This is a genomic window from Acinetobacter sp. (assembly GCF_041919735.1).
Taxonomy (GTDB): Bacteria; Pseudomonadota; Gammaproteobacteria; order Pseudomonadales; family Moraxellaceae; genus Acinetobacter.
Map to the genome: position 1 here is coordinate 69,289 of NZ_JAYRTF010000009.1, position 21,111 is coordinate 90,399.

The 21,111-nt window shown below is 49.1% G+C and carries 21 protein-coding genes and 1 pseudogene; 8 read left to right on the forward strand and 14 right to left on the reverse strand.

Annotation, left to right across the window (positions count from 1 at the left end; translation table 11 throughout):
- Positions 1 to 36: 36 nt before the first annotated feature.
- Together ACE3T3_RS07185 and leuB are read left to right on the forward strand one after the other, a co-directional pair.
- Positions 37 to 600, forward strand: a complete 564-nt coding sequence (locus ACE3T3_RS07185) for a hypothetical protein (protein WP_374665442.1) — start codon at positions 37 to 39, stop codon at positions 598 to 600.
- Positions 601 to 643: 43 nt separating this feature from the next.
- Positions 644 to 1,723, forward strand: coding sequence for a 3-isopropylmalate dehydrogenase (gene leuB, locus ACE3T3_RS07190; protein WP_374665443.1), 1,080 nt, complete (start codon positions 644 to 646; stop codon positions 1,721 to 1,723).
- 76 nt (positions 1,724 to 1,799) lie between these two features.
- Here leuB and ACE3T3_RS07195 read toward each other — a convergent pair whose 3' ends face one another.
- The 3 genes from ACE3T3_RS07195 to infA form a co-directional block, all read right to left on the reverse strand.
- Positions 1,800 to 2,174: a hypothetical protein gene (locus ACE3T3_RS07195; RefSeq protein ID WP_374665445.1), complete on the reverse strand. Its 375-nt coding sequence runs from the start codon at positions 2,172 to 2,174 to the stop codon at positions 1,800 to 1,802.
- 163 nt (positions 2,175 to 2,337) lie between these two features.
- Positions 2,338 to 2,505: a hypothetical protein gene (locus tag ACE3T3_RS07200; protein WP_374665447.1), complete on the reverse strand. Its 168-nt coding sequence runs from the start codon at positions 2,503 to 2,505 to the stop codon at positions 2,338 to 2,340.
- 362 nt (positions 2,506 to 2,867) lie between these two features.
- Positions 2,868 to 3,089 (reverse strand): translation initiation factor IF-1, encoded by a 222-nt coding sequence (gene infA / locus ACE3T3_RS07205; RefSeq protein WP_001284370.1) that lies wholly within the window; start codon positions 3,087 to 3,089, stop codon positions 2,868 to 2,870.
- A 230-nt stretch (positions 3,090 to 3,319) separates the two neighbouring features.
- Here infA and ACE3T3_RS07210 point away from each other — a divergent pair, with 230 nt between their 5' ends.
- Positions 3,320 to 4,327: an AraC family transcriptional regulator gene (locus tag ACE3T3_RS07210; protein WP_374665449.1), complete on the forward strand. Its 1,008-nt coding sequence runs from the start codon at positions 3,320 to 3,322 to the stop codon at positions 4,325 to 4,327.
- Positions 4,328 to 4,416: 89 nt separating this feature from the next.
- On the opposite strand, the gene truA is transcribed toward ACE3T3_RS07210, so the two are convergent.
- From truA to asd, 5 genes are all read right to left on the reverse strand, one after another.
- Complete coding sequence (truA, locus tag ACE3T3_RS07215; protein WP_374665451.1) at positions 4,417 to 5,214, reverse strand: tRNA pseudouridine(38-40) synthase TruA; 798 nt, start codon at positions 5,212 to 5,214, stop codon at positions 4,417 to 4,419.
- A gap of 18 nt (positions 5,215 to 5,232) precedes the next feature.
- The gene (locus ACE3T3_RS07220; protein ID WP_374665452.1) at positions 5,233 to 6,198 is read right to left on the reverse strand and encodes an asparaginase domain-containing protein; all 966 of its coding nucleotides are present in this window, start codon (positions 6,196 to 6,198) and stop codon (positions 5,233 to 5,235) included.
- Between the two features lie 46 nt (positions 6,199 to 6,244).
- Entirely contained in the window at positions 6,245 to 7,555 is a 1,311-nt protein-coding gene (locus ACE3T3_RS07225) for a fimbrial protein FimV (RefSeq protein ID WP_374665454.1), read from the reverse strand.
- A gap of 69 nt (positions 7,556 to 7,624) precedes the next feature.
- On the reverse strand, positions 7,625 to 8,992 hold the full coding sequence (locus tag ACE3T3_RS07230) for a hypothetical protein (protein WP_374665456.1): 1,368 nt from the start codon (positions 8,990 to 8,992) through the stop codon (positions 7,625 to 7,627).
- A gap of 159 nt (positions 8,993 to 9,151) precedes the next feature.
- Entirely contained in the window at positions 9,152 to 10,270 is a 1,119-nt protein-coding gene (gene asd / locus ACE3T3_RS07235) for an aspartate-semialdehyde dehydrogenase (protein WP_374665458.1), read from the reverse strand.
- A gap of 187 nt (positions 10,271 to 10,457) precedes the next feature.
- On the opposite strand from asd, the pseudogene ACE3T3_RS07240 reads away from it, so the two are divergent.
- Positions 10,458 to 11,609: pseudogene (locus tag ACE3T3_RS07240) on the forward strand (endonuclease/exonuclease/phosphatase family protein).
- A gap of 377 nt (positions 11,610 to 11,986) precedes the next feature.
- Complete coding sequence (locus ACE3T3_RS07245) at positions 11,987 to 12,304, forward strand: hypothetical protein (RefSeq protein WP_374665460.1); 318 nt, start codon at positions 11,987 to 11,989, stop codon at positions 12,302 to 12,304.
- Between the two features lie 64 nt (positions 12,305 to 12,368).
- Here the strand turns inward: ACE3T3_RS07245 and ACE3T3_RS07250 are convergent, their stop codons facing one another.
- The 6 genes from ACE3T3_RS07250 to ACE3T3_RS07275 form a co-directional block, all read right to left on the reverse strand.
- A complete protein-coding gene (locus tag ACE3T3_RS07250; RefSeq protein WP_374665461.1) occupies positions 12,369 to 13,226 on the reverse strand; it encodes a hypothetical protein in 858 nt (285 codons plus the stop codon).
- 183 nt (positions 13,227 to 13,409) lie between these two features.
- Entirely contained in the window at positions 13,410 to 14,507 is a 1,098-nt protein-coding gene (locus ACE3T3_RS07255; RefSeq protein ID WP_374665463.1) for a glycosyltransferase family 4 protein, read from the reverse strand.
- Between the two features lie 64 nt (positions 14,508 to 14,571).
- A complete protein-coding gene (locus ACE3T3_RS07260; RefSeq protein ID WP_374665465.1) occupies positions 14,572 to 15,507 on the reverse strand; it encodes a lauroyl acyltransferase in 936 nt (311 codons plus the stop codon).
- Positions 15,508 to 15,616: 109 nt separating this feature from the next.
- Positions 15,617 to 16,378 (reverse strand): 3-oxoacyl-ACP reductase, encoded by a 762-nt coding sequence (locus tag ACE3T3_RS07265; protein WP_374665467.1) that lies wholly within the window; start codon positions 16,376 to 16,378, stop codon positions 15,617 to 15,619.
- A 212-nt stretch (positions 16,379 to 16,590) separates the two neighbouring features.
- The gene (locus tag ACE3T3_RS07270; RefSeq protein ID WP_374665469.1) at positions 16,591 to 17,109 is read right to left on the reverse strand and encodes an FUSC family protein; all 519 of its coding nucleotides are present in this window, start codon (positions 17,107 to 17,109) and stop codon (positions 16,591 to 16,593) included.
- 171 nt (positions 17,110 to 17,280) lie between these two features.
- Positions 17,281 to 19,182: an ATP-binding cassette domain-containing protein gene (locus ACE3T3_RS07275; RefSeq protein ID WP_374665471.1), complete on the reverse strand. Its 1,902-nt coding sequence runs from the start codon at positions 19,180 to 19,182 to the stop codon at positions 17,281 to 17,283.
- A 35-nt stretch (positions 19,183 to 19,217) separates the two neighbouring features.
- On the opposite strand from ACE3T3_RS07275, the gene ACE3T3_RS07280 reads away from it, so the two are divergent.
- The 3 genes from ACE3T3_RS07280 to ACE3T3_RS07290 all read left to right on the forward strand — a co-directional run bounded on the left by ACE3T3_RS07280 (position 19,218) and on the right by ACE3T3_RS07290 (position 21,105).
- The gene (locus ACE3T3_RS07280; RefSeq protein ID WP_374665473.1) at positions 19,218 to 19,463 is read left to right on the forward strand and encodes a SlyX family protein; all 246 of its coding nucleotides are present in this window, start codon (positions 19,218 to 19,220) and stop codon (positions 19,461 to 19,463) included.
- 112 nt (positions 19,464 to 19,575) lie between these two features.
- Positions 19,576 to 20,583: a hypothetical protein gene (locus ACE3T3_RS07285; protein WP_374665475.1), complete on the forward strand. Its 1,008-nt coding sequence runs from the start codon at positions 19,576 to 19,578 to the stop codon at positions 20,581 to 20,583.
- Between the two features lie 72 nt (positions 20,584 to 20,655).
- Positions 20,656 to 21,105, forward strand: a complete 450-nt coding sequence (locus ACE3T3_RS07290; protein WP_374665477.1) for an ammonium transporter — start codon at positions 20,656 to 20,658, stop codon at positions 21,103 to 21,105.
- The last annotated feature ends 6 nt before the right edge of the window (positions 21,106 to 21,111 follow it).

A 21,111-nucleotide genomic window follows, 5' to 3' on the forward strand; every position in this document is an offset into this window, starting at 1 on the left:
ACATATTGCCAGATTTTGTCAGGTTGGATTCCGGTCATGAATAAGCGTTTTGGACGATTTGCTTTGCTCGGGGCATTGGCGGCTGCATTGGCAGCCTGCCAAAGTGTCAACACTGCACGGTTAAACAATGTAAAAGAAACCGAAATTACAAAAAATCATGCGTTAATTTTTTGTGCGGGGCCATCGCATTGTGAGTTTGAGCGTTTGGATCAATTAACAGTGATTGATGCAGACAGACATCAAGTGCAGCGCGGCGCCATAAAAGCCGGGATTGTCCGTTTAAGCGGGCATTCGCTTTCTGAGCCTAATCCAGTGTATCTCTCTGTGCCTCCGGGCCAGCATGAAGTGGTGATCCGCTTTTATCCCATTTCACAGGATAAAGCAGAGAGCCTGCATGTGATTCACAATTTCAGGCCGAAGCAAGCGTACAGTTTTAACATGTACCGTGATCGTTCGAAGCGGCAGGGCAGCTTATTGAATGTTTCTGCGCCGGATCCGCTGTGTGTGGATTTGATGCAGGAAAAGAAAATTATTCGGCGTTTTTGCAAACCGTACAATGTTTTGAATGGACTTGGCGAGTTTGTAGAAAAAAAATTGTAAAAAACTAGTTGGTCAATACTGGCCATTATAAATGGAACCCCTCATGTCAAAACAAATCTTGATTTTAGCTGGCGATGGCATTGGCCCTGAAATTGTTAAAGCTGCAGAGCAGGTGCTGACCCGCGTAAATGAAAAATTCAATTTGGATTTGACTTGGGAACAAGGCTTGCTGGGCGGTGCGGCAATTGATGCGCATGGCTCACCTTATCCAGCTGTGACTGCTGCGCAAGCAAAAAAAGCCGATGCGATCTTGTTAGGTGCTGTGGGCGGTCCAAAATGGGATACGATTGAACGCTCAATCCGTCCAGAACGTGGCTTGTTGAAAATCCGTTCAGAATTAAACTTATTTGCCAACTTGCGCCCAGCAATTCTTTATCCGCAACTTGCAGATGCTTCAAGCTTGAAACCTGAAATTGTGTCGGGCTTGGATATCCTGATTGTCCGTGAATTGACTGGCGGTATCTACTTCGGTCAGCCGCGCGGCATCCGTGAGCTTGAAAACGGCGAAAAACAAGGCTTCAACACAGACGTTTATGCTGAATCAGAAATCAAGCGCATTGCCAAAGTCGCGTTTGAAATGGCGAATTTGCGCGGCGGCAAAGTATGCTCTGTGGACAAAGCCAACGTGCTTGAAGTGACTGAATTGTGGAAGCAAACCGTAACGGCGCTGAAAGAAGAGCAGTATCCAGAAATCAACTTGTCTCATATGTATGTGGACAATGCGGCAATGCAATTGGTGCGTGCGCCGAAACAGTTTGACGTGATCGTAACCGGCAACTTGTTCGGCGATATTCTGTCAGATGAGGCGGCAATGTTGACCGGCTCAATCGGCATGCTTCCATCTGCCTCTCTCGATGAGAACGGCAAAGGCATGTATGAGCCTTGCCATGGTTCTGCACCGGACATCGCAGGTCAAAATATTGCTAACCCATTGGCGACGATTCTGTCTGTGGCGATGATGCTGCGCTATACTTTCCGTGAAGAAGCGGCAGCGAAAGCGATTGAAGATGCGGTGGGCAATGTCTTGGATCAAGGCTTGCGTACTGCGGATATCATGTCAGAAGGCATGCAGAAAGTCGGCACAGTGGAAATGGGTCAAGCTGTTGTTGCGGCCTTGAACTAAGCCCGAACTGAACGGAAAAACGCAGCATTTCAGCTGCGTTTTTTTATGCTTAAAATCATGCATGCTCAGCGCGGAATCAGCAGGTCCGGCCGGTGAGCCGCACATCAGTGGCAATGCTGTTTTTTAGACTGAATTCAATGATGCAGCTGAGATCCACGTCATAGCTGTTTGCGCTGCTCGGAATCGGCACAGCTGAGCCGCTCCCGAGCCCGAGGGCGGGATTGTCAGCCATCGGGATAGGAATGCTGATCGGGCGCGCGACACGGTAAGTCAGGCGGTCAGGCGATAATTTTCCAGCACTGATGTTCTGATAGCCCAGCTGGCTTAAATTAAGCTGGGACTGAATGGTTTCGCTTGATTTGCCGATAAACGATTCCAGATAGCGCTGACGCTCAAATGCGGAGCTTGTGGGTGCCGTGGTGCAGCTAGCCAATATGATGGCGCTTAACATGGATAAACATCCCAATTTAAGCGTGAAATGCATTTTGCTTAATTTCATGGGTAAATTCCTCACGAAATAAGTTTAGTTTAAGCAGATTCTCCGCAGTAATACTGTAGTCATTTGATACACGGTGAATCAGTCGGATCCATTCAATATCTTAAATGCGGTTTGATCAGCAGGCCTTTCCGGCAAAATGGATCGATTCAACCCGGTTATCCCGGAGCATGAAGTCGATTTGATATTTCAGATCAATAATCAGATGGCCATGGGATAGCGTAGGAAGAGGCGCGCCCATGGCTGTGCTGGTGCCTAGATTGGGCGTTCCGATCGGAAGAGGCATATTGCGCAAAAGGGTATAGCTGAGCTTTTCTTGAGTCTGTACGGGGGCGCCGGAAACTTTATTGCCCAGCTGATGCAAATGAAGCCGTTTGAACCTGATCTGCAGATTGCCCGATATCGTGCCGCAGTGATCGGCTGAGTTTATTCGGGCTGCTTGTCGAAAAGGCGCTGCACAGGATTGGCGCAAGCAAAACCAGGGTTTTCATATTGCTGAATTTCATTGTTATTTGATTTTGAATTCATTGAATTTTTATGATTTTACCCTGTAAATGAAAGCGGATTTTGAGTCAATTTTTCATCCTTATTTTCAAAAGGGCATAAAAAAAGCCACTTGATCAGCGGCTTTTCTGCTTCTGCTAAAACTTAACGCGCACGATAAGTGATGCGACCCTTAGTTAAGTCATAAGGTGTCATTTCAACTTTAACACTGTCGCCAGTCAAAATGCGGATATAGTGTTTGCGCATTTTGCCAGAGATGTGAGCAATCACTTCATGACCGTTTTCTAAACGTACACGGAACATAGTATTAGGAAGCGTCTCGGTGACAACGCCTTCGAACTCGATGAGTTCCTCTTTATTGGCCATAGCCTACCTGAATGAATAAATTGGAAAGGCGCAAATTATAGTCAATTTTTTTGCTAAAAACAAGATGAAATGGGCGTCAGAATAATCATCTGTGAGTAAAATTGCGAACACAACGGTTAAACTTTTTCTACAAAAAAACGCTTAAGCATGTTGTCAGTTCGGTCAATCGCAGTTAATCTAATTTGAATCTTTTTGGGTATAAATGAAGTACATACAAGGAAGGTTTTTGAGTGAGTCAGCTAACCGATGCATCCGTAGTACTGCGATTGGGTTACCAGGCGATTCGTCGAGCCGGTTTGCCAACAGAAGAAATATTAACGAAAGCAGGCGTGGCCTTAGGGCAAGTGGAAGCCAATGACCGTACGCCTTTAAATGCGCAGTATGCGTTTTGGGTGGCGGCTGAAGAAGTCAGTAAAGACTCAGATATCGGCCTGCATTTAGGCGAGCACCTGCCGCTGTACCGCGGCCAGGTGATTGAGCATCTGTTTGTTTCATCTGAAAACTTTGGTGAAGGGCTGAAACGCGCTTTGGCTTATCAGCGCCTGATCAGCGATGCTTTTCATGCCACGCTGGTGGTTGAGGATGACCGTTGCTATTTGACCAACGGCATACAGCCGTGGTCAGAGAATTTAGTCAATCGCCACTTTTCTGAATGCGCGATGTCAGGCGTATTGCGCTTTTTTAAATTCATTACCGAGGGGCGTTTCCAGCCGCTGTATATCGACTTCAACTACAGCCAAGGCGCGCCGGATGATGAGTATTTCCGCGTGTATGAATGTCCGGTCAGCTTAGGGCAGAAAGAAACCCGCCTGTACTTTGATCCAAGCATTCTGGAATACCCGCTGTGGCAGGCGGAGCCTGAGCTTTTGCAGCTGCATGAACAGCTGGCGATTGAAAAGCTGCAGGAATTGGCGCGTTATGATTTGGTCGGCGAAGTGCGCCGTGCAATTGGTTCAACACTGGAGAGCGGTGAAACGACTTTGGAAACAGTGGCTGCGCAGCTGAGCATTACGCCGCGGCGCCTGCGTACGCAGCTGTCGGAAGCCAACACCAGTTTTCAGCAGATCTTGTCGGATTACCGCTGCCGTTTGGCGAAAAAGCTTTTGGCCAATACCAGTGAAAGTGTCGAGCGGATTGTATATTTGACCGGCTTCTCAGAGCCAAGCACTTTCTATCGGGCCTTCAAGCGCTGGACCAATGAAACACCGGTGGAATACCGTAAGCGCAAGCAGCGTTAAAAAATCCCTCCTAAGCTCCCCTTTAAAAAAGGGCGGAATTCCCCCTCCTTTCAGGAGGGGTTCGGGGAGGTAAATATTATGAAAATAAATTACTCAGGCATATTCAGCCAATGCGGCCCCAAAGGCACTTTCGGCAATGCATACTGTTCAGGATAGTCGGCGTGAATGAAGTATAGGCCATCCGGCGGAGCGGTAATGCCGGCCGCTTTGCGGTCTTCAGCTGCGAAAATCTCGTCAATATGGTCAATGCCATACATGCCTTGGCCGATTTCCAGCAGGCATCCCATGATGTTGCGCACCATATGATGTAAAAAACCGTCTGCCTGAATATCCAGCACCAAATAGCAGCCGTGGCGGATCAGGCGGCAGTGGCGGACATGGCGGACAGGCTGATTGGATTGGCAGGCCGCTGCGCGGAAGCTTTCAAAATTATGCGTGCCTTCAAATTTTTTCGCCGCTTCAATCATTTTATCGACATCCAGCGGATAGTAGGCGTGAGTGACCTGCTTATGCAGCAGCGCCGGGCGCTGCGGATTGTTGTACACCACATAGCGGTAGCGGCGCGCCTGAGCCTTAAAGCGCGCATGGAAGTCCTGATCCATTTCCTTGATCCATTGAATGGCAATGTCTTTCGGCAGGGTGCTGTTGGCGCCCATCAGCCAGCCGCGGATCGGGCGGATGGCTTCAGTATCAAAATGCGCCACCATATTGGTGGCATGCACGCCCGCATCGGTGCGGCCTGCGCCATGGAGAACAATGGGCTCATTGGCGATTTTGCTGAGGACTTTTTCGAGAGTTTCCTGCACGCTGGGCACGCCCGGCTGCTGGGTTTGCCAGCCTTTATAGCGCACACCGCAAAACTCTATCCCAATCGCAAAACGCTGCATATTTACCTCAGTTTGATTTTAATCTTGCCAATGCAGATGCCATTGCTCTGCATCATCGTATTGTAAATACATTTTTAAAGCTTTTGCATAAAGATCTGCATGGCTGCGGCTATTGCTGAGCAAAATTTTCGCCTCTGCCATCCATTGGCTGACGGCATAGTGCTGATTCATGCTGCCAAAAGGGACTTGGGTGGTGACAATCACTGCGCAGCCGCGCTGCGGCAATTCACGCAGCAGGGTCGAAATTTCGGCATTGACAGCAATATTGCCCGTGCCAAAGCCCTGCAGAATCAGCGCGTGCGGAGGACGGGCCGCAATCGCCTGCAGATTGTGCAGGAGCTGCTCTGGCGCAACCGGCTGCATCATGAGGCTCAGGCAATTGAAGCTGCGCGCTTTGGCAATATGCCGCTCATTCACGATAAAGGGCTGTCCGAGCGGTTCCAGCTCCGATTCGACCGTTATTCCTGCAAAGGCATTGAGTTCTGTCGTATGGGTTTTCAAAGCCGTAGAGGCATGCAGCAGCTGATGGTGGAAGGCTAAATACACGCCAGCAGGGGCTTTGATCACCGAATCCAAGGCAAAGTTTAAATTGTCGATGGCATCGGTAAATTCGCGGCTGTCGGTGCCTTGCGCAGTTAACAGCGGGTATTGGCTGCCGGTCAGCACCACATGCGCCGATTGGCCGATGAAGCGCGATAAAACGGCGCTGGCATAGCTGAGGGTGTCTGTGCCATGAATGATCACAAAATGCTGATACTGCTGCAGCTGCAATTGCTGAATTTGATCCAGCAGCTGCAGCCAGTCGCCGGCGGTGCAGGCGCTGCTGTCGCGTATGTCAGGCGCAGTCAGGCATGTGATGCTGAGATGCACGGGCAGAAGATGCTGCAGCTGAGGAATGAACTGTTCAGCGGGCATTGGGCTGAGCGGCTCACCAATGCAGCCAAAGGTGCCGCCCATATAAATCAAGGCTATTTTTTTCATCATAAAAAAAGCAGTCAAGGATGACTGCTTCAGTGTAAAGCGATTCGGATTAAGAAGCGATTTGATTCAGTAACAGATCCGCTTGCTGGCGCTGTTCGGTGGAATATTCAGCCTCTTTTTCAGCCAGCAATTCGCGGGCGGCATCATAAGCGCCCAATTTAATGTATTGCTGAGCCAATTCCAGATTGACTGCAATTTCAGGGCATTCAGACAGTTCCGGGAAGGATTGAACCAGCGGATCACTGCTGTCTGCAGGCGCTGCAGCGGATGCGCTGGTGCTGCTGATGTTGAAGCTCACCCCAGTAGATGCAGGCACAGCCGGTTTTTCCGCTGCAGGCGTGTCTACTGCAGGTGTAGCAGAATCAAGCGAACTTAAATCAAAACTCAGTGCCGGTTCGCTGGCTGGCTGTTCAGCCGGCGGCGGCGCATCTAAAGAGAACGAGAAATCCAGAGGCTTGATGTCTTCTGGCGCCGGAGCTTCAGGCGCGGCGGCATTTTCCGGTGTCAATTTCAGCGAGAAATCTAAAGGCTGAATTTCTTCCTGTGCAGGCGCTTCAGAAACAGCTTGGGCTGCCGGTTCCGCTTCTTCTAAAGAGAATGAACCGAAATCAACAGATGGCGCAGCGTCTTGAACCGGCTCAGCAGTTTCAGTTTTTGGCGCAGTGTCAAAAGAAAGATTAAATTCCAGCGGTTTAATTTCTTCCGCAGCGGGCTGTGCTGCAGGTTCAGCTGCTGCTTGCAATTGCTCAAAAGCAAGATCGGCTTTAGGTGCAGCGGCAGGTGCAGAAGAATCAGCCATCAAGGCGTCAAAATCAGCATTATTCTGCGCTTTAGGCGCCGCCGCCGGCTCTGGCGCAATGACAGGGCTGACAAAGTCGATAACGTCATCAGACTTTTGCTGTGATGCTTCGTACTCTGATTTTTTCGCTTCCGCCTGCTCTAGAATGTCTTCCAGTTCCAATGAACGCACATGGTTCAGCAGCTGGCTGATGGCAAATTCATCTTTTTGCAGAATATGAATATCTAAAAGATACAAATACAGTTCGTGCTGCGAGTTGTCTTTTTTCAGCGCCTGATTAATCTGCGCTTCAGCAGAGAAAAAATTGCGCTCTTGAATGAGGCTTTCAATTTTATTGCGGATATCAGCCGAAAGCGCAGTGGTCTGCTTTTTTTCAACCGCAGCGCTTTGCACGGCCTGTGTTTTATTCGGGGCAACTTTGGCTGATGAACTGGCTTTTTTGGCCTTGTTTTTTTGTGTTGCCGCGGCTGCAGAAGATTTTTCAGAACCTTGAGCATCTTGACGTTTTTTCAGTACGACCAATACGATCAGCAAGATCACAAATGGAATTACATACAGCATGTTTTTACCCCTTGAGGATAGAGCATAGAGAAATTGCGCTCATCCTTTTCAATCATCATATGTAACGTTTTAGTTGATTGGCTTCTTCTCTGCCTGACGCGCTTTCAGCTGCTGCTCAAGTTGCGCAAGACGAGTGTTTAATAATTGAATTCTATGATCCTTTTGATTTAGCGCCAATTCTAATTGGGTTACGTTTCTCTGTAATTTAACGGTTTTTTCGCGAGATGTCATAATTTTTAATGACAACTCTTTCGAGGTTTTGTTTTTTTCTGTGCTTTTGTTGGCGGAAGCTTGATCTGAATCTTGCGCTTTCTCCGCCACGAGGCTCATTTCTGCGTCATTGATGCGGTATTTGATTTTGCCGGATTGAGTGGACGGCGTATTTTTCAAGGCTTCCGCAGAAATTTTTGCGCGCTCTTTTGAGATGGCGGCGCTGTTTAAATTGAGGGCTGCGCCGCGTTTTAAGCGGTTAGCATCCCCCTGAATAAAAGCATGTTCATTGTTGGCCTTGATCTGCTTCATGACATCGCCAACAGGACGGTTTTCTGAAGCCGCAATACGGGCTGCAATGGCCCATAAGGATTCATTGGATTGCACCACATATTTCTGTGCAGTACTGCCCGATGCCGGTTTGGCTGGGGCTGCTGAGGAGGGTTCCGGCTGATGCTTGGCGGCAGGCGCCGGCGCTGCGGAAGCGGATTGCCGCGCTGCCTGTTCAGCGGCATATTTTTGCGCCAAAGGATCGCGGGAGCTTTGCGCGTTTGCGGCAGACTCCTGCGGCATGGCCTGCGCTGGACTGGCCAGTGAAGACGCAGCAGCGGCACTTGAAAAGGCTGCAGGGGCGGCCATCGCTGCTGGCGCATGCTGAGCGCCTAGAGCAGGCGGCAATGCTGGATTGACCGTCAGCAGCGTTTCTTGGGGTTTTGCGGCTGGAGCCGCTGCGGCAAATTGGGTGCTGACTGGAAGATTCAGCGCAATATCTTTTTCATTGCTGATAATAATCGGTGACAGTGCGCGTTCGTTGCGCGCGGCATTCATTTGCGGACTCTGCGGCATGCTGCGTTTCAGTGGGGTTTTAATATGCTGCAGGCGGGATGAATTGCCTTCAGTAATTTTAACAATGACATTCAGTTCAGCATCGGTGAGCGGGCGCGAAGAGGTAATCGTAATCACGCCTGAGCCTGAACCGTCTTTACGCGTAAAGAAGTTTAAATGGCCTGGCGGCTGATGGCCGGCCCCCATGCTGATCAAGTCTTCCGCAGACGCTAAGCCGGCACGGATAGAGGCATTGGGATCCGCATTGCGGAAATTGATTTCTGCATACAGCAGCTCCCCAGGCGCTGACTGAATTTGAATTGGGTCAAGCGTAATCGCATGAATGTTCTGCGACGCAATAATGGCTAAAATGGCAAACTTTAATTTATTATATACATTCATCTTAATCTTTAGCTCAGGCGAGGCCGCATAGCGAAAACAATAGATTAACGGTATGTTGAAGAATTGTAAAACAATTACAAGACTGCTACACAAAAAAGCCGATCAATTGAGATCGGCTTTTCAGATTTTAAAATGTCTGCATCACATTAAGCAGGCAAATTAAGGATTTTTATAGTCAATCAGAATGCGCAGCATGCGGCGAAGCGGTTCAGCAGCGCCCCAAAGCAATTGGTCACCCACGGTAAATGCGCCCAGATATTCTTTACCCATGTTCAGTTTGCGCAGGCGGCCCACTGGAACAGATAAAGTGCCTGTGACAGCCACTGGAGTCAGGTCAGTCATGGACGCTTCGCGCGTATTTGGCACCACTTTGGCCCATTGGTTCGCGCTGCGCAGCATATCTTCGATTTCATCCAGCGGCACATCTTTTTTCAGTTTCAATGTCAGCGCCTGTGAGTGGCAGCGCATAGCGCCGATACGCACGCAATGGCCGTCGATCGGCACGATTTGCTGATTGCCCAGAATTTTGTTGGTTTCAACTTGGCCTTTCCATTCTTCTTTTGACTGGCCGCTTTCCAGCTGCTTGTCAATATATGGAATCAGCGAACCAGCTAAAGGCACACCGAAGTTTGCAGCAGGGAAGCCTTCACTGCGCTGCAGCGCGGCAATTTTAGAATCGATATCTAAAATTGGCGATTTCGGGTCATCCAGCAAATCTTTGGTATTGTTGTACAGGTAGCCCATGCCGTTGATCAGCTCACGCATGTTTTGCGCGCCGGCGCCAGACGCCGCCTGATAGGTCATTGAAGTTGCCCATTCCACCAAATTGTTTTGGAAGAGGCCGCCTAAGCCCATCAGCATCAGTGAAACCGTGCAGTTGCCGCCGACAAAAGTTTTTGTGCCTTTTACCAGACCGTCTTTGATCACGTGCATGTTGACCGGATCCAGCACGATGATCGCTTCATCATCCATGCGCAGCGTCGATGCTGCGTCAATCCAGTAACCGTTCCAGCCTTCAGCTTTCAGCTTAGGGAAAACGTCAGTCGTGTAATCGCCGCCTTGGCAGGTAATAATGACATCCATTTGCTTCAGACTGTCAATGTCTGATGCATCCATAAGTGCTGGGGCGGTCTTGCCGCCAAACGCAGGCGCTTCACCGCCAGCATTACTGGTAGAAAAATAAAATGGCTCAAAATGAGCGAAATCATTTTCTTCAACCATACGTTGCATAAGGACGGAACCAACCATCCCGCGCCAACCGACCAGACCTACTTTCATGTCACTTTGCCTCGGTGCGTTAAAAAATAAAAAGGGGGTTCGAGTGTATCAAAAGAGCGCATAACTGCAAGCGCTGCAGAATGAAAACAGCAATTATATTGTGCAATATAACTTGTTTATGTTACATGCAAAATTGATATAAATTTATGAATCAATAAAAAATTAAGAATATAAAACGGAGGCGCGGATGATTTGGATAGAAGTGCTGTCTGCCGTTGTGATTCTGCTGAGCGTGTGGTCATTGATCCGGCGCTATGAATGGTGGTTCCGCGGTGCGGATTTTCTCCGGCTGCAGATTTTGGCGCTGGGCCTGCTGGCCTTGGTGCTGATGCTGTTCTGGCCTGGGCCTTGGGATATTGGGCGCACTGTCATTTTAGCCGGGCTGGCCGCTGCGGTTGCCTTTCAATTGAAAATGGTGCTGCCTTATACCTTTGTCTGGAAAAAGCAGGTGAAGAAAGTCCGTGGGCATCAGCTGAACCCTGAACGGCAGATCTCGGTGATCGTTTCCAATGTGCTCACGCCTAATAGCAAATATCATCTCTTGATTGCCGAAATTGAAAAATATCAGCCGGATGTGGTGCTGACGCTGGAATCGGATGAAGCCTGGCAAAAAGCGCTGGGCGTGATCGAAGACGATTATCCCTACCGCGTTGCCGTGCCGCTGGATAATTTGTACGGCATGCATTTGTTCAGCCGGCTGCCGCTGCATGATACGCAGGTCAAATTTATTTTAAGCGATGAGATTCCGTCGATTCATACTGCGGTAACCTTGCGTTCCGGTGAGACTGTGCAGCTGCATTGCCTGCATCCGAAACCGCCGAGCCCAACCGAAGCCAAAGATTCCACCTTGCGCGATGCGGAGCTGCTGATCGTTGGCGATTAGCTCAAAGACCGGGATCAAAGCTGCATTGTGATGGGGGACTTGAATGATGTGGCCTGGTCACGCACCACGCGGCTGTTTCAGCGCATCAGCGGGCTGCTGGATCCGCGGGTCGGGCGCATGTACGTCAACACTTTTCATGCGGATTATCCCTTGCTGCGCTGGTCGCTGGATCATATTTTCCACAGCACCGATTTTGCTTTGGTGGAGATGAAGCGCTTGCCGCATGTGGGCTCAGACCATTTTCCGGTCTATGTGGCGCTGCAGACCGGCCAGATCTTTGAACAGCTTCAGCCGGAGCTGGAGCAAAGCGCTGTCGATGAAGAAGACGCGCAAGAGGCGATCCGGGACGGTATTGAAAAAGCGGAGCAAGAAGAAAAACCGGTGACGGATGACCTTGCGCAGGATTATAAAGAAGATTCTAAACAAGAGCATCAACAGGATGGGAAGGCGCAATGATGGGCGGAGCGCCGGATGGACGCGATTTAAGAGAAAAGTGTACGAAATAGCTTACATTGATTTCGGCTGATGGCGCATAGGCAAGCTGAGGAAAACAGCCTATTCTACATTCATCGGCAAATGGAACAGGGAACGGATTATCCCACTAAGGAAGACGGCGCTGATGGTAATCATCAAGGAGATGATGCAGGAAAGGAAAGCCACCCGAAAAGAATAATAAGACTTGTGAAAGCACAACCTCATCAACCCGAGTTTTGCAGGATGCAGAACTCGGGTTTGGTTTATCTGACGTTTACAACTTTGATTTTGCATGGTCTGCGCGGCATTGTAGAGCAGCGCGCAGAACAGCAATGCATCTTAAAAAATAAGAGAGTTTTATGGGCACTTCTATGCTGTCTGAATGGCGCAATACTTTTCTGCAGGCTTCTCAGCTGCCGCATGATGCGCTGCTGATTTACAGCGGGCTGCTGATTTTTTTTATTGCGGCGCTGCTGCATCAGCGTCAATTAAAATCCAATTATGCCATCGGGGCCGTGGTGGTGATTGCTGTTGCTGCTGAATTGTTCGGCGCGCGGCATGATATTTTGGACCGGGGCTATTGGCGCATCGGCGCCAGCCTGCGCGATATGCTGAATATGATTGTGCTGCCGCTGCTGCTTTGGCTGACCGTCAAGTACCGGGTTTGGAAGGGCTGACAGATAACTGAACAAAGCTAGATGAAAATGATCTCTAGCTTTGAATATTAAAAAAACTCTGATCTCAGTTCATGACTTTAGATGCAATTTTGATAACGGTGCCGCCGCCAGGGACAACAGTGCTGGCTAATTCAGCCGTTAAATCAATCAGATTGTCACGAGTGAATGTTTGGTCGAAGGTATTCTTGAACCAATTGCCATTTTCAATAATTTCCCCAGTTAAACCATCGACTTCTATCACACCAATTTTGTCTGCATTAGACCAATGATATTCAAATGCATATACAGGACGGAAATATAAATATAACGACGTAATCTCTTCTGAATCGTCTTCAATATTTGAGGCATTGATAATCTGATTTTGCAATGTCGAACGGACCAAGCTTGTTAAAGAGTCCAAAGACAGCAGCGGTTTTAACGCATTTTCGACATCGACTTCATTCACTTCGGTGTATTCAAATTTTTTGAGATAGTCATTGAAAACCAATGGTTTGATTTCCCTTTTTAAACCATCCAAATACTCTGAAAACTCGATGGTGCGGTGGCATTTTTCAACCACTTGAACATCGATTTTGGCTTTATCGAGCTGGCGCATTACAGGGTATGCTTGCCCGGCTGGAATATTATTATCAATTTGAATTGAGGTGGCATGCGGATTGTGAACTGGAACGGGATACGTGACGACACATGTGTAATTCACCGTTCTTTTGCTGGCTACATACCAAAATGGCTCATAGCGCAGAATTTGTTTACTCAGCAATACGCTCTCTTCTGTTGGGCGTTTTAATGGATTGAATTTAGCAAACATACCAAATGCATTGAGTTTCTTTTTTTCTGCTTGCTGTTTGGCCGATTCAAATTCAAAAATTTTTTTAAAGATGAATATTTTCTGACTTTCTCTTCTGACTTCTAATTTTGACATAATTCAACCGTTGAATATTTGTAAAATATGATAAAAAACATCTTATCTAAATTTTTGAAAAAATTCATTGGTAAAAAATAGTTATTTAAAATTAAAAAGTTAATTTTATTAAGTTGTATTTTGTTAATCGGTTTTAAATTACACATCACTTGAAACTGCAAGCGATGTGTAAATAGAGATAGCTTAGAGAACAGATGTATATAAATCTAAAGTCTGATCACACATCTCTTTTAAGCTGAACTCTTGCACAGGTGCAACCTGCTGCGGCGTATCAATATGCTTTTTCACAGCAGCTTGCAGCGCGCTTTGATCATCCACAGCAATTAAGCCCTGCGGATAAAGATGCGACAGAATTTCTGCAACGCCGCCGCGGTTCCAGCCAATGACTGGCGTGCCGACAGACAGTGCTTCCAATGCGGTGCGGCCAAAGGTTTCCGCCTGATTCGACAAAGACAGCACGGCATCGCTGAATGCCAGCCATTCGCGGATATCGGAACGGTGGCCGGCAAAGGTGATTTTCTCACTTAAGCCTTTGGCTTGAATGCTGTCCTGCATTTCTTTTAAATAGGCGGCCTTTTTTGGGTCGGCGCCGCCGACCACCACGGCATGCAGCTGCGGATATTGGGCAGTCAGCTGCTGCATCAATGCAATCAGGGTCTCATGGCCTTTTAAGCGGGTGATGCGTCCCGGCAGGCAGAGCAGGAATTTATTTTCCAGCTCTGGATAATCTTTGAACGTGTGATTCAGCCACTGCGCGGAAGGCTGATAGCCATGCGGAAACGCCTGCGGGTCAATGCCGCGGTAAATGCGCACAATATCTTCCGGCGGGCAATTTTTATAGTTCTCGATGATGTATTTCACCACGCTGTCCGAGACCGCAATGACTTTTTCCGCCTGCGTCATAATTTGGCTGTAGCGGTTAATGGAATAAAAACCATGCACGGTCGAAATCAAATGCGGACGCTGCGCTGCCGGAATGCCTTTCAGCGCAAAATGGGTCAGCCATGCGGGCACGCGCGAACGCACATGCACAATATCCGGCCGATGCTGCAGAATCAGTTTGCGCAGCGGACGGATTTGCCATAGCGAGGACAGCGCTTTTTTATGCACAGGCAGGGTCAAATGGGTAGAGCCTTCTGCTTCCAGCTGCGCCACCATGCGTCCGCCGTTCGACACCACCAAGGACTCATGCCCATCCGCAATCAGCGCGCGGGCAATTTCCAGCGTGCCGCGTTCCACACCGCCGCTGTTCAGTTCAGGCAAAAGCTGCATCACTTTCATTGCGCATCTCTCTATCATTTTATTGGGTGTTTAGCATTGTGCGGCCTGCTGCGCCGGGCAGGGCTCAGTAAATTTCTTCATAGCCGTCTGGACGGGTTTTAAAACGGCGGTGGAACCACATGTATTGAGTCGGCGCAATGCGCAGCTGGTTTTCAATAATTTTGTTGACCCGAAGGGCATCATCCAGCTCGTTTTCACTCGGCAGATTGTCCACCACCGGTTCAATCAGCACATGATACTGCGGGTTCCGAATATCGCCATGACGGTAAAAATACAGCGGAACGGCGCCGGCTTTGGAAATTTTCAGCAAACGGCGGTGCGCCGTCACGGTCGCGGCCGGCACGCCGAAAAAGGGCGCCATCACCCCTTGTTTGAGGCCAAAGTCCTGATCCGGGCTGTACCAGATGGCATGGCCATTTTTGAGGTTGCGGATCAGTCCGCGCATATCGTCATGGTCAATCTGATGGGCATAAATCGTTGCGCGGCAGCGGTAGATCAGCATGTCCAGCAGCGGATTATTCTGCGGGCGGTAGACCACATCCGGTTCAAAAAATTGAGAACATAAATAGCCGCCGGCATCCAATAAAGTGGAATGCGTGCCCAGCAGCAGCACGCCTTTACCTTCAGCCTGCACATTTTGAATATGCTCAAGGCCTTCAATGCTGACACGGCCTTTGAACCACTGCGGGCAGTACCACGCATTCAGCGTTTCAAAAATGCCGATCATCTGATCCACAAAAACTTGGCGGGCATTGTCCTGAACTTGTTCAGCGCTCCATTCGGGAAAGCAGACTTCTAGATTACGAATGGTGGTTTTACGGCGTGATTTTAAATGCTCAAAGGCGCTGTTGCCGATGGCGGTGGCCAAACGGTGCTGAATGGCCCAAGGCAGAATTGCCAAGATCATCAGAAGAACAATGCCGATCCAAATGCCCCAATACTGCGGCAGCAGGAAAGACCATTGAAATTCACCGGGCTGATAATCTGGCTTTTGACTCATAAGAACTAAATCAAATCTGGAAAAATAGCGCTCAGTTTAGCATGAAGCTGAAATGAAAGAGAAAGTTCCCGTTTCATGCGTACTGGGCGGAAACAGAATCGCTGCTCACTCAGCCTTTGACTAAACCGCCATCCACAATCAGGTTTTGCCCTGTCACGGCGCGTGAATAAGGTGACAGGAACATCATGATGGCTGAGGCGAATTCTTCTGGCGTAGTCACGCGGCGCAGCGGTGTTGATGCGGCAATCAAATCAAAGACCGCATCAGGTGTGGCTTTGCTGGCATCGGTGGTGTGCAGCAGGCCGCCAGAGAGCATATTGACATTGATGCCGTACTGGCCTAAATCGTGCGCAGCCGTCCGGGTGAACGCCAGCAGCGCTGCTTTGGCTGCGGTATAGTCATGATAGGGTACAACTGGGTTTTGCACGAGGTTGGTGCCAATGTTGACAATGCGGCCAAAGCCTGCTTGCTTCATCTCCGCCAAGCCTGCCTGTGTGGTGTTGATGGCGGCCAGTACCGCGCCATCAAACTGCTGCAGCATGGTTTCAGCAGTTAAGTCTTCAATTTTAGGACGGGCATCACCATTGAATTCGAAGCTGATCAGCGCGTTATTCACCACTGAGGTGATGGCGGCGCCGAAATGGCTTTTGGCTGCGGCAAATAAGCGGCTGACTTGGGCTTTGTCGGTGACGTCGGCTTGGCAGGCAAATACTTGCTGCGGATGCTGCTGAGCCAGCTGTTCCGCCTGTGCCTTGCTGCTGTGATAATTCACCACGACACGCGCGCCTTCGGCAATCAGGCATTGGCTGATGGCAAGGCCTAGGCCGCGCGCGCCGCCAGTCACCAAGACAATTTGATCACGAATCTGCATTTGGACCATCCATATAAATTTGCATGACTATTTGCCTAGCACCTTAGCAAGCTTTTATTGAAAAAGCCAAGCCGATCAAGACCGAAGAACTGCGCTGAGCCGATCTTAAAACAGCATGCATATTTTTAGAGGTAAACTGGCATGTGGAGCATGTTCCAGCAAGGAGGGCAATGGATTATAGGCGCTCTCTATTTTCCAGCCTGTCTCCGCTGTCAGTTCAGCGTCCGATATTTTTGGATGAAATACAGTGAGGAATATTCTACGGCATAAGCAATGAAACAGCCGGTGAGGCAATAGGCGATACGCAGCAGCGCGCCGTCAATAGTGTGATGGCCGACATCATAGACCGTGACGATTAAAAAGCTGGACAGCGCAATACCGGTATATTTTGCGGCTTTGAAGCTCACGCAGATGATGGCGGTGAGTACAATGCCCAAGACTAAAAATAAATATTCTAAATTGATGTAATACAGATGCAGAAAGCTGGCTTTGGACATGCTGACCCAGATCAGGATGCCGACTGCAGAACCGATAAAATTGCCGGTGACTTGGCTGAAATTGATCTTCTGATTGAGATCATGCTGCAGGGTGAAAAAGGCGGTCAGTGACGCCCAAAGGAAAAAATTGGTGTCTTTATCTTTATCGAAAACCACGGCTAGCAGGACAGCAAGAACGGCGCAGCAGAGAATTTTGATCACGTAGGCGGTATTGGCAAAGTCTTTTTTATGCATGAAGGCGGTTCAAATTTGGATAAAGGCGGCAGCGCAGGCTGTATTTTCGGGCAGAAGAATAATGCATGCCGCGATTTTATAAAATGCCTCCGGCGATGTCATCAATCGCATCAAAAATGCCGCAATCAATTGCGGCATTTTTTAAGTTTGAGCATTGAGCGGTCTAATGCATCAGCCTTGGCTTAAATTTTCCAGCTCTTCCAAGCGTTCCATTTTTTCCAGCATTTGATCATCAATTTCCGCCAAACGCTGTGACGCTTTGGTCGCGGCATCGGCATCCGTCACAAACCAAGAACCATCAGCCAATTTCTCTGAAAGCTGCGCCTGCTCTTGTTCCAAGGCTTCAATTTCCTGCGGCAGCTGGTCTAAAGCGCGCTGATCTTTATAGCTGAGTTTGGCTTTTTTCGGCTGCGGTGCCTGAGCGGCTTCAGCTTTGGCCATGGCTTTTTTGACAGCGCTTTTTTGATCGACCGCAGTTTGGTCTGGACGCTGCTCCAGATAATCCTGATAGCCGCCAATATATTCATCAATATTGCCTTTGCCGTCAAAGACCCAAGTTGAAGTGACCACGTTATCCATAAAGGCACGGTCATGCGAGATCAGCAGCAGGGTGCCTTTGTAGCCGCCCAGCATTTCTTCCAGCAGTTCCAGCGTCACCATATCCAAGTCATTGGTCGGTTCATCCATCACAATCAGGTTGGATGGTTTTAGCAATAATTTGGCCAGAAGAATACGGTTGCGTTCACCGCCAGACAAGGCTTTGACCGGCGTGCGCGCGCGTTCAGGAGAGAACAGGAAATCCTGCAGATAGCTGTAGATATGGCGGCGGCTGCCGTTGACATCGACATGATCTGAGCCTTCCGATACGTTGTCTTTGACGGATTTTTCTAAATCCAGCGCATTGCGCAATTGGTCAAAGTAAGCCACTTCCAGCTGTGTGCCGGTTTTGACGCTGCCGCCGTGCTCCTGTTCGCCCAAAATGGCTTTAATCAGAGTGGTTTTACCGACACCGTTATCACCGACTAAGCCAATGCGGTCACCGCGCAGCACCAATGCAGAGAAATCTTTAATAATCGGTTCGCTGTTGCCGAATTTAACCTGCAAATGTTCAATCTCGAATACCACTTTGCCTGAGCGCTGCGCATCTTGCGTCGCCATGCTGACCTTGCCTTGCTGCGAACGGCGCGCGCGCGATTCTTCACGCAGCGCTTTCAATGCGCGGACGCGGCCTTCGTTGCGGGTGCGGCGGGCTTTAATGCCTTGGCGGATCCAGACTTCTTCTTCAGCCAGTTTTTTATCAAACAAGGCATTTTGCTTTTCTTCCGCTTCCATCTGCTGCGCTTTCAGATCGAGGTAGCGCGAGTAGTTGCCGTCGTAGCTGCGCAGAATGCCGCGGTCCAGCTCGACAATGCGGGTGGCGATGCTGTCGACAAATGAGCGGTCATGTGAAATGAACAGCAAGGTTAAATTGTTTTGATCCAGCAGGAATTTTTCCAGCCATTCAATGCTTTCAACGTCTAAATGGTTGGTCGGTTCGTCCAGCAGCAGCACATCGGGCTGCGTCAGCAAGGCGCGCGCCAGCAGCACCCGGCGTTTCCGCCCGCCGGATAAATCCGCCAGATCCGCTTCCGGGTCGAGGCCCATTTTGCTTAAGATTGAGTTGACTTTGGTCTCTAAGGCCCAGCCATCCAGCTGATCCATTTTATGCTGCAGGTTGCCCATGCGGTCACAGGCGTCCATATCGCCCAGCACGCAGGCGTCACTGGCTTCGTGATAGGCTCTGAGCACTTCAGCGGCTTCACCTGCGCCATCAGCGACAATATCGGCCACTTTGCCTGAATCCATCGGCACGTCTTGCGCCAGCATGGAAATGGTGATGCCGTTTTGCAGAGAAACTTCACCGCCATCCGGCAATAAGCTTCCCTCAATCAGTTTAAGTAAAGTAGACTTACCTTCACCATTACGGCCAATCAAACACACCCGTTCGCCGCGTTCCAAGCTAAAATTCGCGCCGTCGAGCAAGGCAGGTCCGCCAAACGCAAGCTGGACATCCCTTAATGTAATATAGGCCATACTGTTTCCTGAAAAATCTCAAATGAGGACTTAAAATGACTAAGCAACAAAATATTGATAATCAGGCGTCATTTTCCGCACCCATTGAAGATTTGCAAGTCCGAATTGCATTTTTAGATGATTTAGTTGAACAGCTGAATGATCAGGTGGCGCGTCAAGGCGCTGAAATTTCAGACTTAAAGGAGCAAATGCAGCTGATTTACCAGCGCATTGAATCTGCAGATTTATCTGAAGGCATCGCGGCCTTTGACCCGATGACCAACCGCCCGCCGCATTATTGATTGATTGCGCCGCATGGCTAAAAGCCATGAAAGCGCTTTTAGTTGTTGACCTTTTTGCCGCTAAACGCTGTAATGCACAGCAACCGCTTATTTGCCAAACACTTCACTTTTTATGACTGCCAAAGCTGTATTGCTCGATCTTGAAAATAATATGCCGGCCGCGCAATTATTCAGAGATATTGTTGAACATTACCCGGTGCTGTATCTGTTTAATTGCCAAGGAACATTTGAATATTCTTTGGAAGATTTAACTGAATTTTCCAGCTGGATCAGCAGCGGGCAGATTGTGATTTTAGAGACGCCGGACACGCCGCAAAAAGAATTTGAATATGCGGTGGTGGTGGGCCAGCTGATGGCGCTGCTGAACGAAGGCGCGCATGTCGAAGTCATTTCAGCCATGCCGGACAGCGAGATGCTGCTGGCGATGATGCAAGGCTCGAATATCAGCTGCAGCCTGATTCAGGTGCAGCCTGAACAGCCGGAGCCTGCTCAGCCGAAAAGCGGACGGCCAAAATATCAGCTGCCGAGTTTGGCGAAAATCAAAGCGGCGCCGTATTTGCAGATGGTGAAAAAATACTGTGACGCCATAGTGAAATCTTCCGGCAAGCCCAGTTCTTTGGATTCCTTGAAAAATTCTGTGGCGAATATTTTGCAGCTGCTGCCGGAACATGCCCAGCATGTGGTGGGCATGCTGATCAGCCTGAAAATCGTCAAGCGTGAAGAACAGCTGGTGAATTTCCGTAAAAAAGTGCTGAAGCAATGGGCGCAGCTGAATTTAGATGAAGATGCCGCGCCGCTGGCAGAAAATATGCAGGACGCTGTTGCCCAGCTGGACCTGCCGCAGCAAAAGGCCGATGCGCCTGCTGAGGATATGCAGAATCCGCAGCAGGAACTGTTTGCCAACTTTCAGAAAATTGACCCGGTGCAGCTGGAAGTGATTAAAAAGCTGCATGAATTGAAACAGGAAAAACCCAAAGATATTTACGCGCTGCGGGATCTGCTGGAACAGCTGTTTCCCAAATCGGACATCCGCCTGCTGCTGAAAGAGCTGATTGATAAAGGCTATATTTACTGGAACGGCCACGAAGTGCTGTACAGCCACGAGATGTTCCTGAATTAATTTTTCGTCGCCGCAACTTGCCTTTTCTATGGCGCTTATGCAACTCTAATAAAGGAACATAAAGGTTGTACTATGGAAAATACTGGAATTTGGGTTGCAGTCGTTATTGTGGTTTTTGTTTTGGGCTCTATTTTTGGACTTCGCGTCAGCCCAAGAGAAAAAGCCTTAGGCATCATGCGCGAAAAAGCGCGCAAGATGGGGCTGCATCCGCGTTTGGTGGTGGCGCCGGACTGGACAAAAGTCCCGATGGCGACTGAAAAGCGCGCCAGCATGGTTGCCTATTACAGCATTTTGCTTCCAGATGCCCGCTTGCCTCTCATGCGCGCGCGCGTATCTGATCAAAAATTAGAGCTTGTTCATGGCGATGACAAGTTTAAAGATTTGCCGATTGCATTAAAGGGCATTTATGCTATTGATATGCAAGCCAACTGTGTAGGACTCTATTGGGACGAAGAATCCGATTTGAGAGCCACCCAGCTGGATGACATCAAAGCCTATCTGAATTCTTTGGCTGAACTTTAATTTTAT

What these genes read in the sequence shown, in the direction of transcription:
- ACE3T3_RS07265 (WP_374665467.1), bottom strand. Translation starts at nt 16,378, where the DNA reads ATGCAGATTCGTGATCAAATTGTCTTGGTGACTGGCGGCGCGCGCGGC.
- infA (WP_001284370.1), bottom strand. Translation starts at nt 3,089, where the DNA reads ATGGCCAATAAAGAGGAACTCATCGAGTTCGAAGGCGTTGTCACCGAG.
- asd (WP_374665458.1), bottom strand. Translation starts at nt 10,270, where the DNA reads ATGAAAGTAGGTCTGGTCGGTTGGCGCGGGATGGTTGGTTCCGTCCTT.
- ACE3T3_RS07195 (WP_374665445.1), bottom strand. Translation starts at nt 2,174, where the DNA reads ATGTTAAGCGCCATCATATTGGCTAGCTGCACCACGGCACCCACAAGC.
- ACE3T3_RS07255 (WP_374665463.1), bottom strand. Translation starts at nt 14,507, where the DNA reads ATGAAAGTGATGCAGCTTTTGCCTGAACTGAACAGCGGCGGTGTGGAA.
- ACE3T3_RS07185 (WP_374665442.1), top strand. Translation starts at nt 37, where the DNA reads ATGAATAAGCGTTTTGGACGATTTGCTTTGCTCGGGGCATTGGCGGCT.
- ACE3T3_RS07230 (WP_374665456.1), bottom strand. Translation starts at nt 8,992, where the DNA reads ATGAATGTATATAATAAATTAAAGTTTGCCATTTTAGCCATTATTGCG.
- ACE3T3_RS07245 (WP_374665460.1), top strand. Translation starts at nt 11,987, where the DNA reads ATGGGCACTTCTATGCTGTCTGAATGGCGCAATACTTTTCTGCAGGCT.
- ACE3T3_RS07270 (WP_374665469.1), bottom strand. Translation starts at nt 17,109, where the DNA reads ATGCATAAAAAAGACTTTGCCAATACCGCCTACGTGATCAAAATTCTC.
- ACE3T3_RS07285 (WP_374665475.1), top strand. Translation starts at nt 19,576, where the DNA reads ATGACTGCCAAAGCTGTATTGCTCGATCTTGAAAATAATATGCCGGCC.
- ACE3T3_RS07250 (WP_374665461.1), bottom strand. Translation starts at nt 13,226, where the DNA reads ATGTCAAAATTAGAAGTCAGAAGAGAAAGTCAGAAAATATTCATCTTT.
- truA (WP_374665451.1), bottom strand. Translation starts at nt 5,214, where the DNA reads ATGCAGCGTTTTGCGATTGGGATAGAGTTTTGCGGTGTGCGCTATAAA.
- ACE3T3_RS07220 (WP_374665452.1), bottom strand. Translation starts at nt 6,198, where the DNA reads ATGATGAAAAAAATAGCCTTGATTTATATGGGCGGCACCTTTGGCTGC.
- ACE3T3_RS07260 (WP_374665465.1), bottom strand. Translation starts at nt 15,507, where the DNA reads ATGAGTCAAAAGCCAGATTATCAGCCCGGTGAATTTCAATGGTCTTTC.
- ACE3T3_RS07225 (WP_374665454.1), bottom strand. Translation starts at nt 7,555, where the DNA reads ATGCTGTATGTAATTCCATTTGTGATCTTGCTGATCGTATTGGTCGTA.
- ACE3T3_RS07200 (WP_374665447.1), bottom strand. Translation starts at nt 2,505, where the DNA reads ATGCCTCTTCCGATCGGAACGCCCAATCTAGGCACCAGCACAGCCATG.
- leuB (WP_374665443.1), top strand. Translation starts at nt 644, where the DNA reads ATGTCAAAACAAATCTTGATTTTAGCTGGCGATGGCATTGGCCCTGAA.
- ACE3T3_RS07275 (WP_374665471.1), bottom strand. Translation starts at nt 19,182, where the DNA reads ATGGCCTATATTACATTAAGGGATGTCCAGCTTGCGTTTGGCGGACCT.
- ACE3T3_RS07290 (WP_374665477.1), top strand. Translation starts at nt 20,656, where the DNA reads ATGGAAAATACTGGAATTTGGGTTGCAGTCGTTATTGTGGTTTTTGTT.
- ACE3T3_RS07280 (WP_374665473.1), top strand. Translation starts at nt 19,218, where the DNA reads ATGACTAAGCAACAAAATATTGATAATCAGGCGTCATTTTCCGCACCC.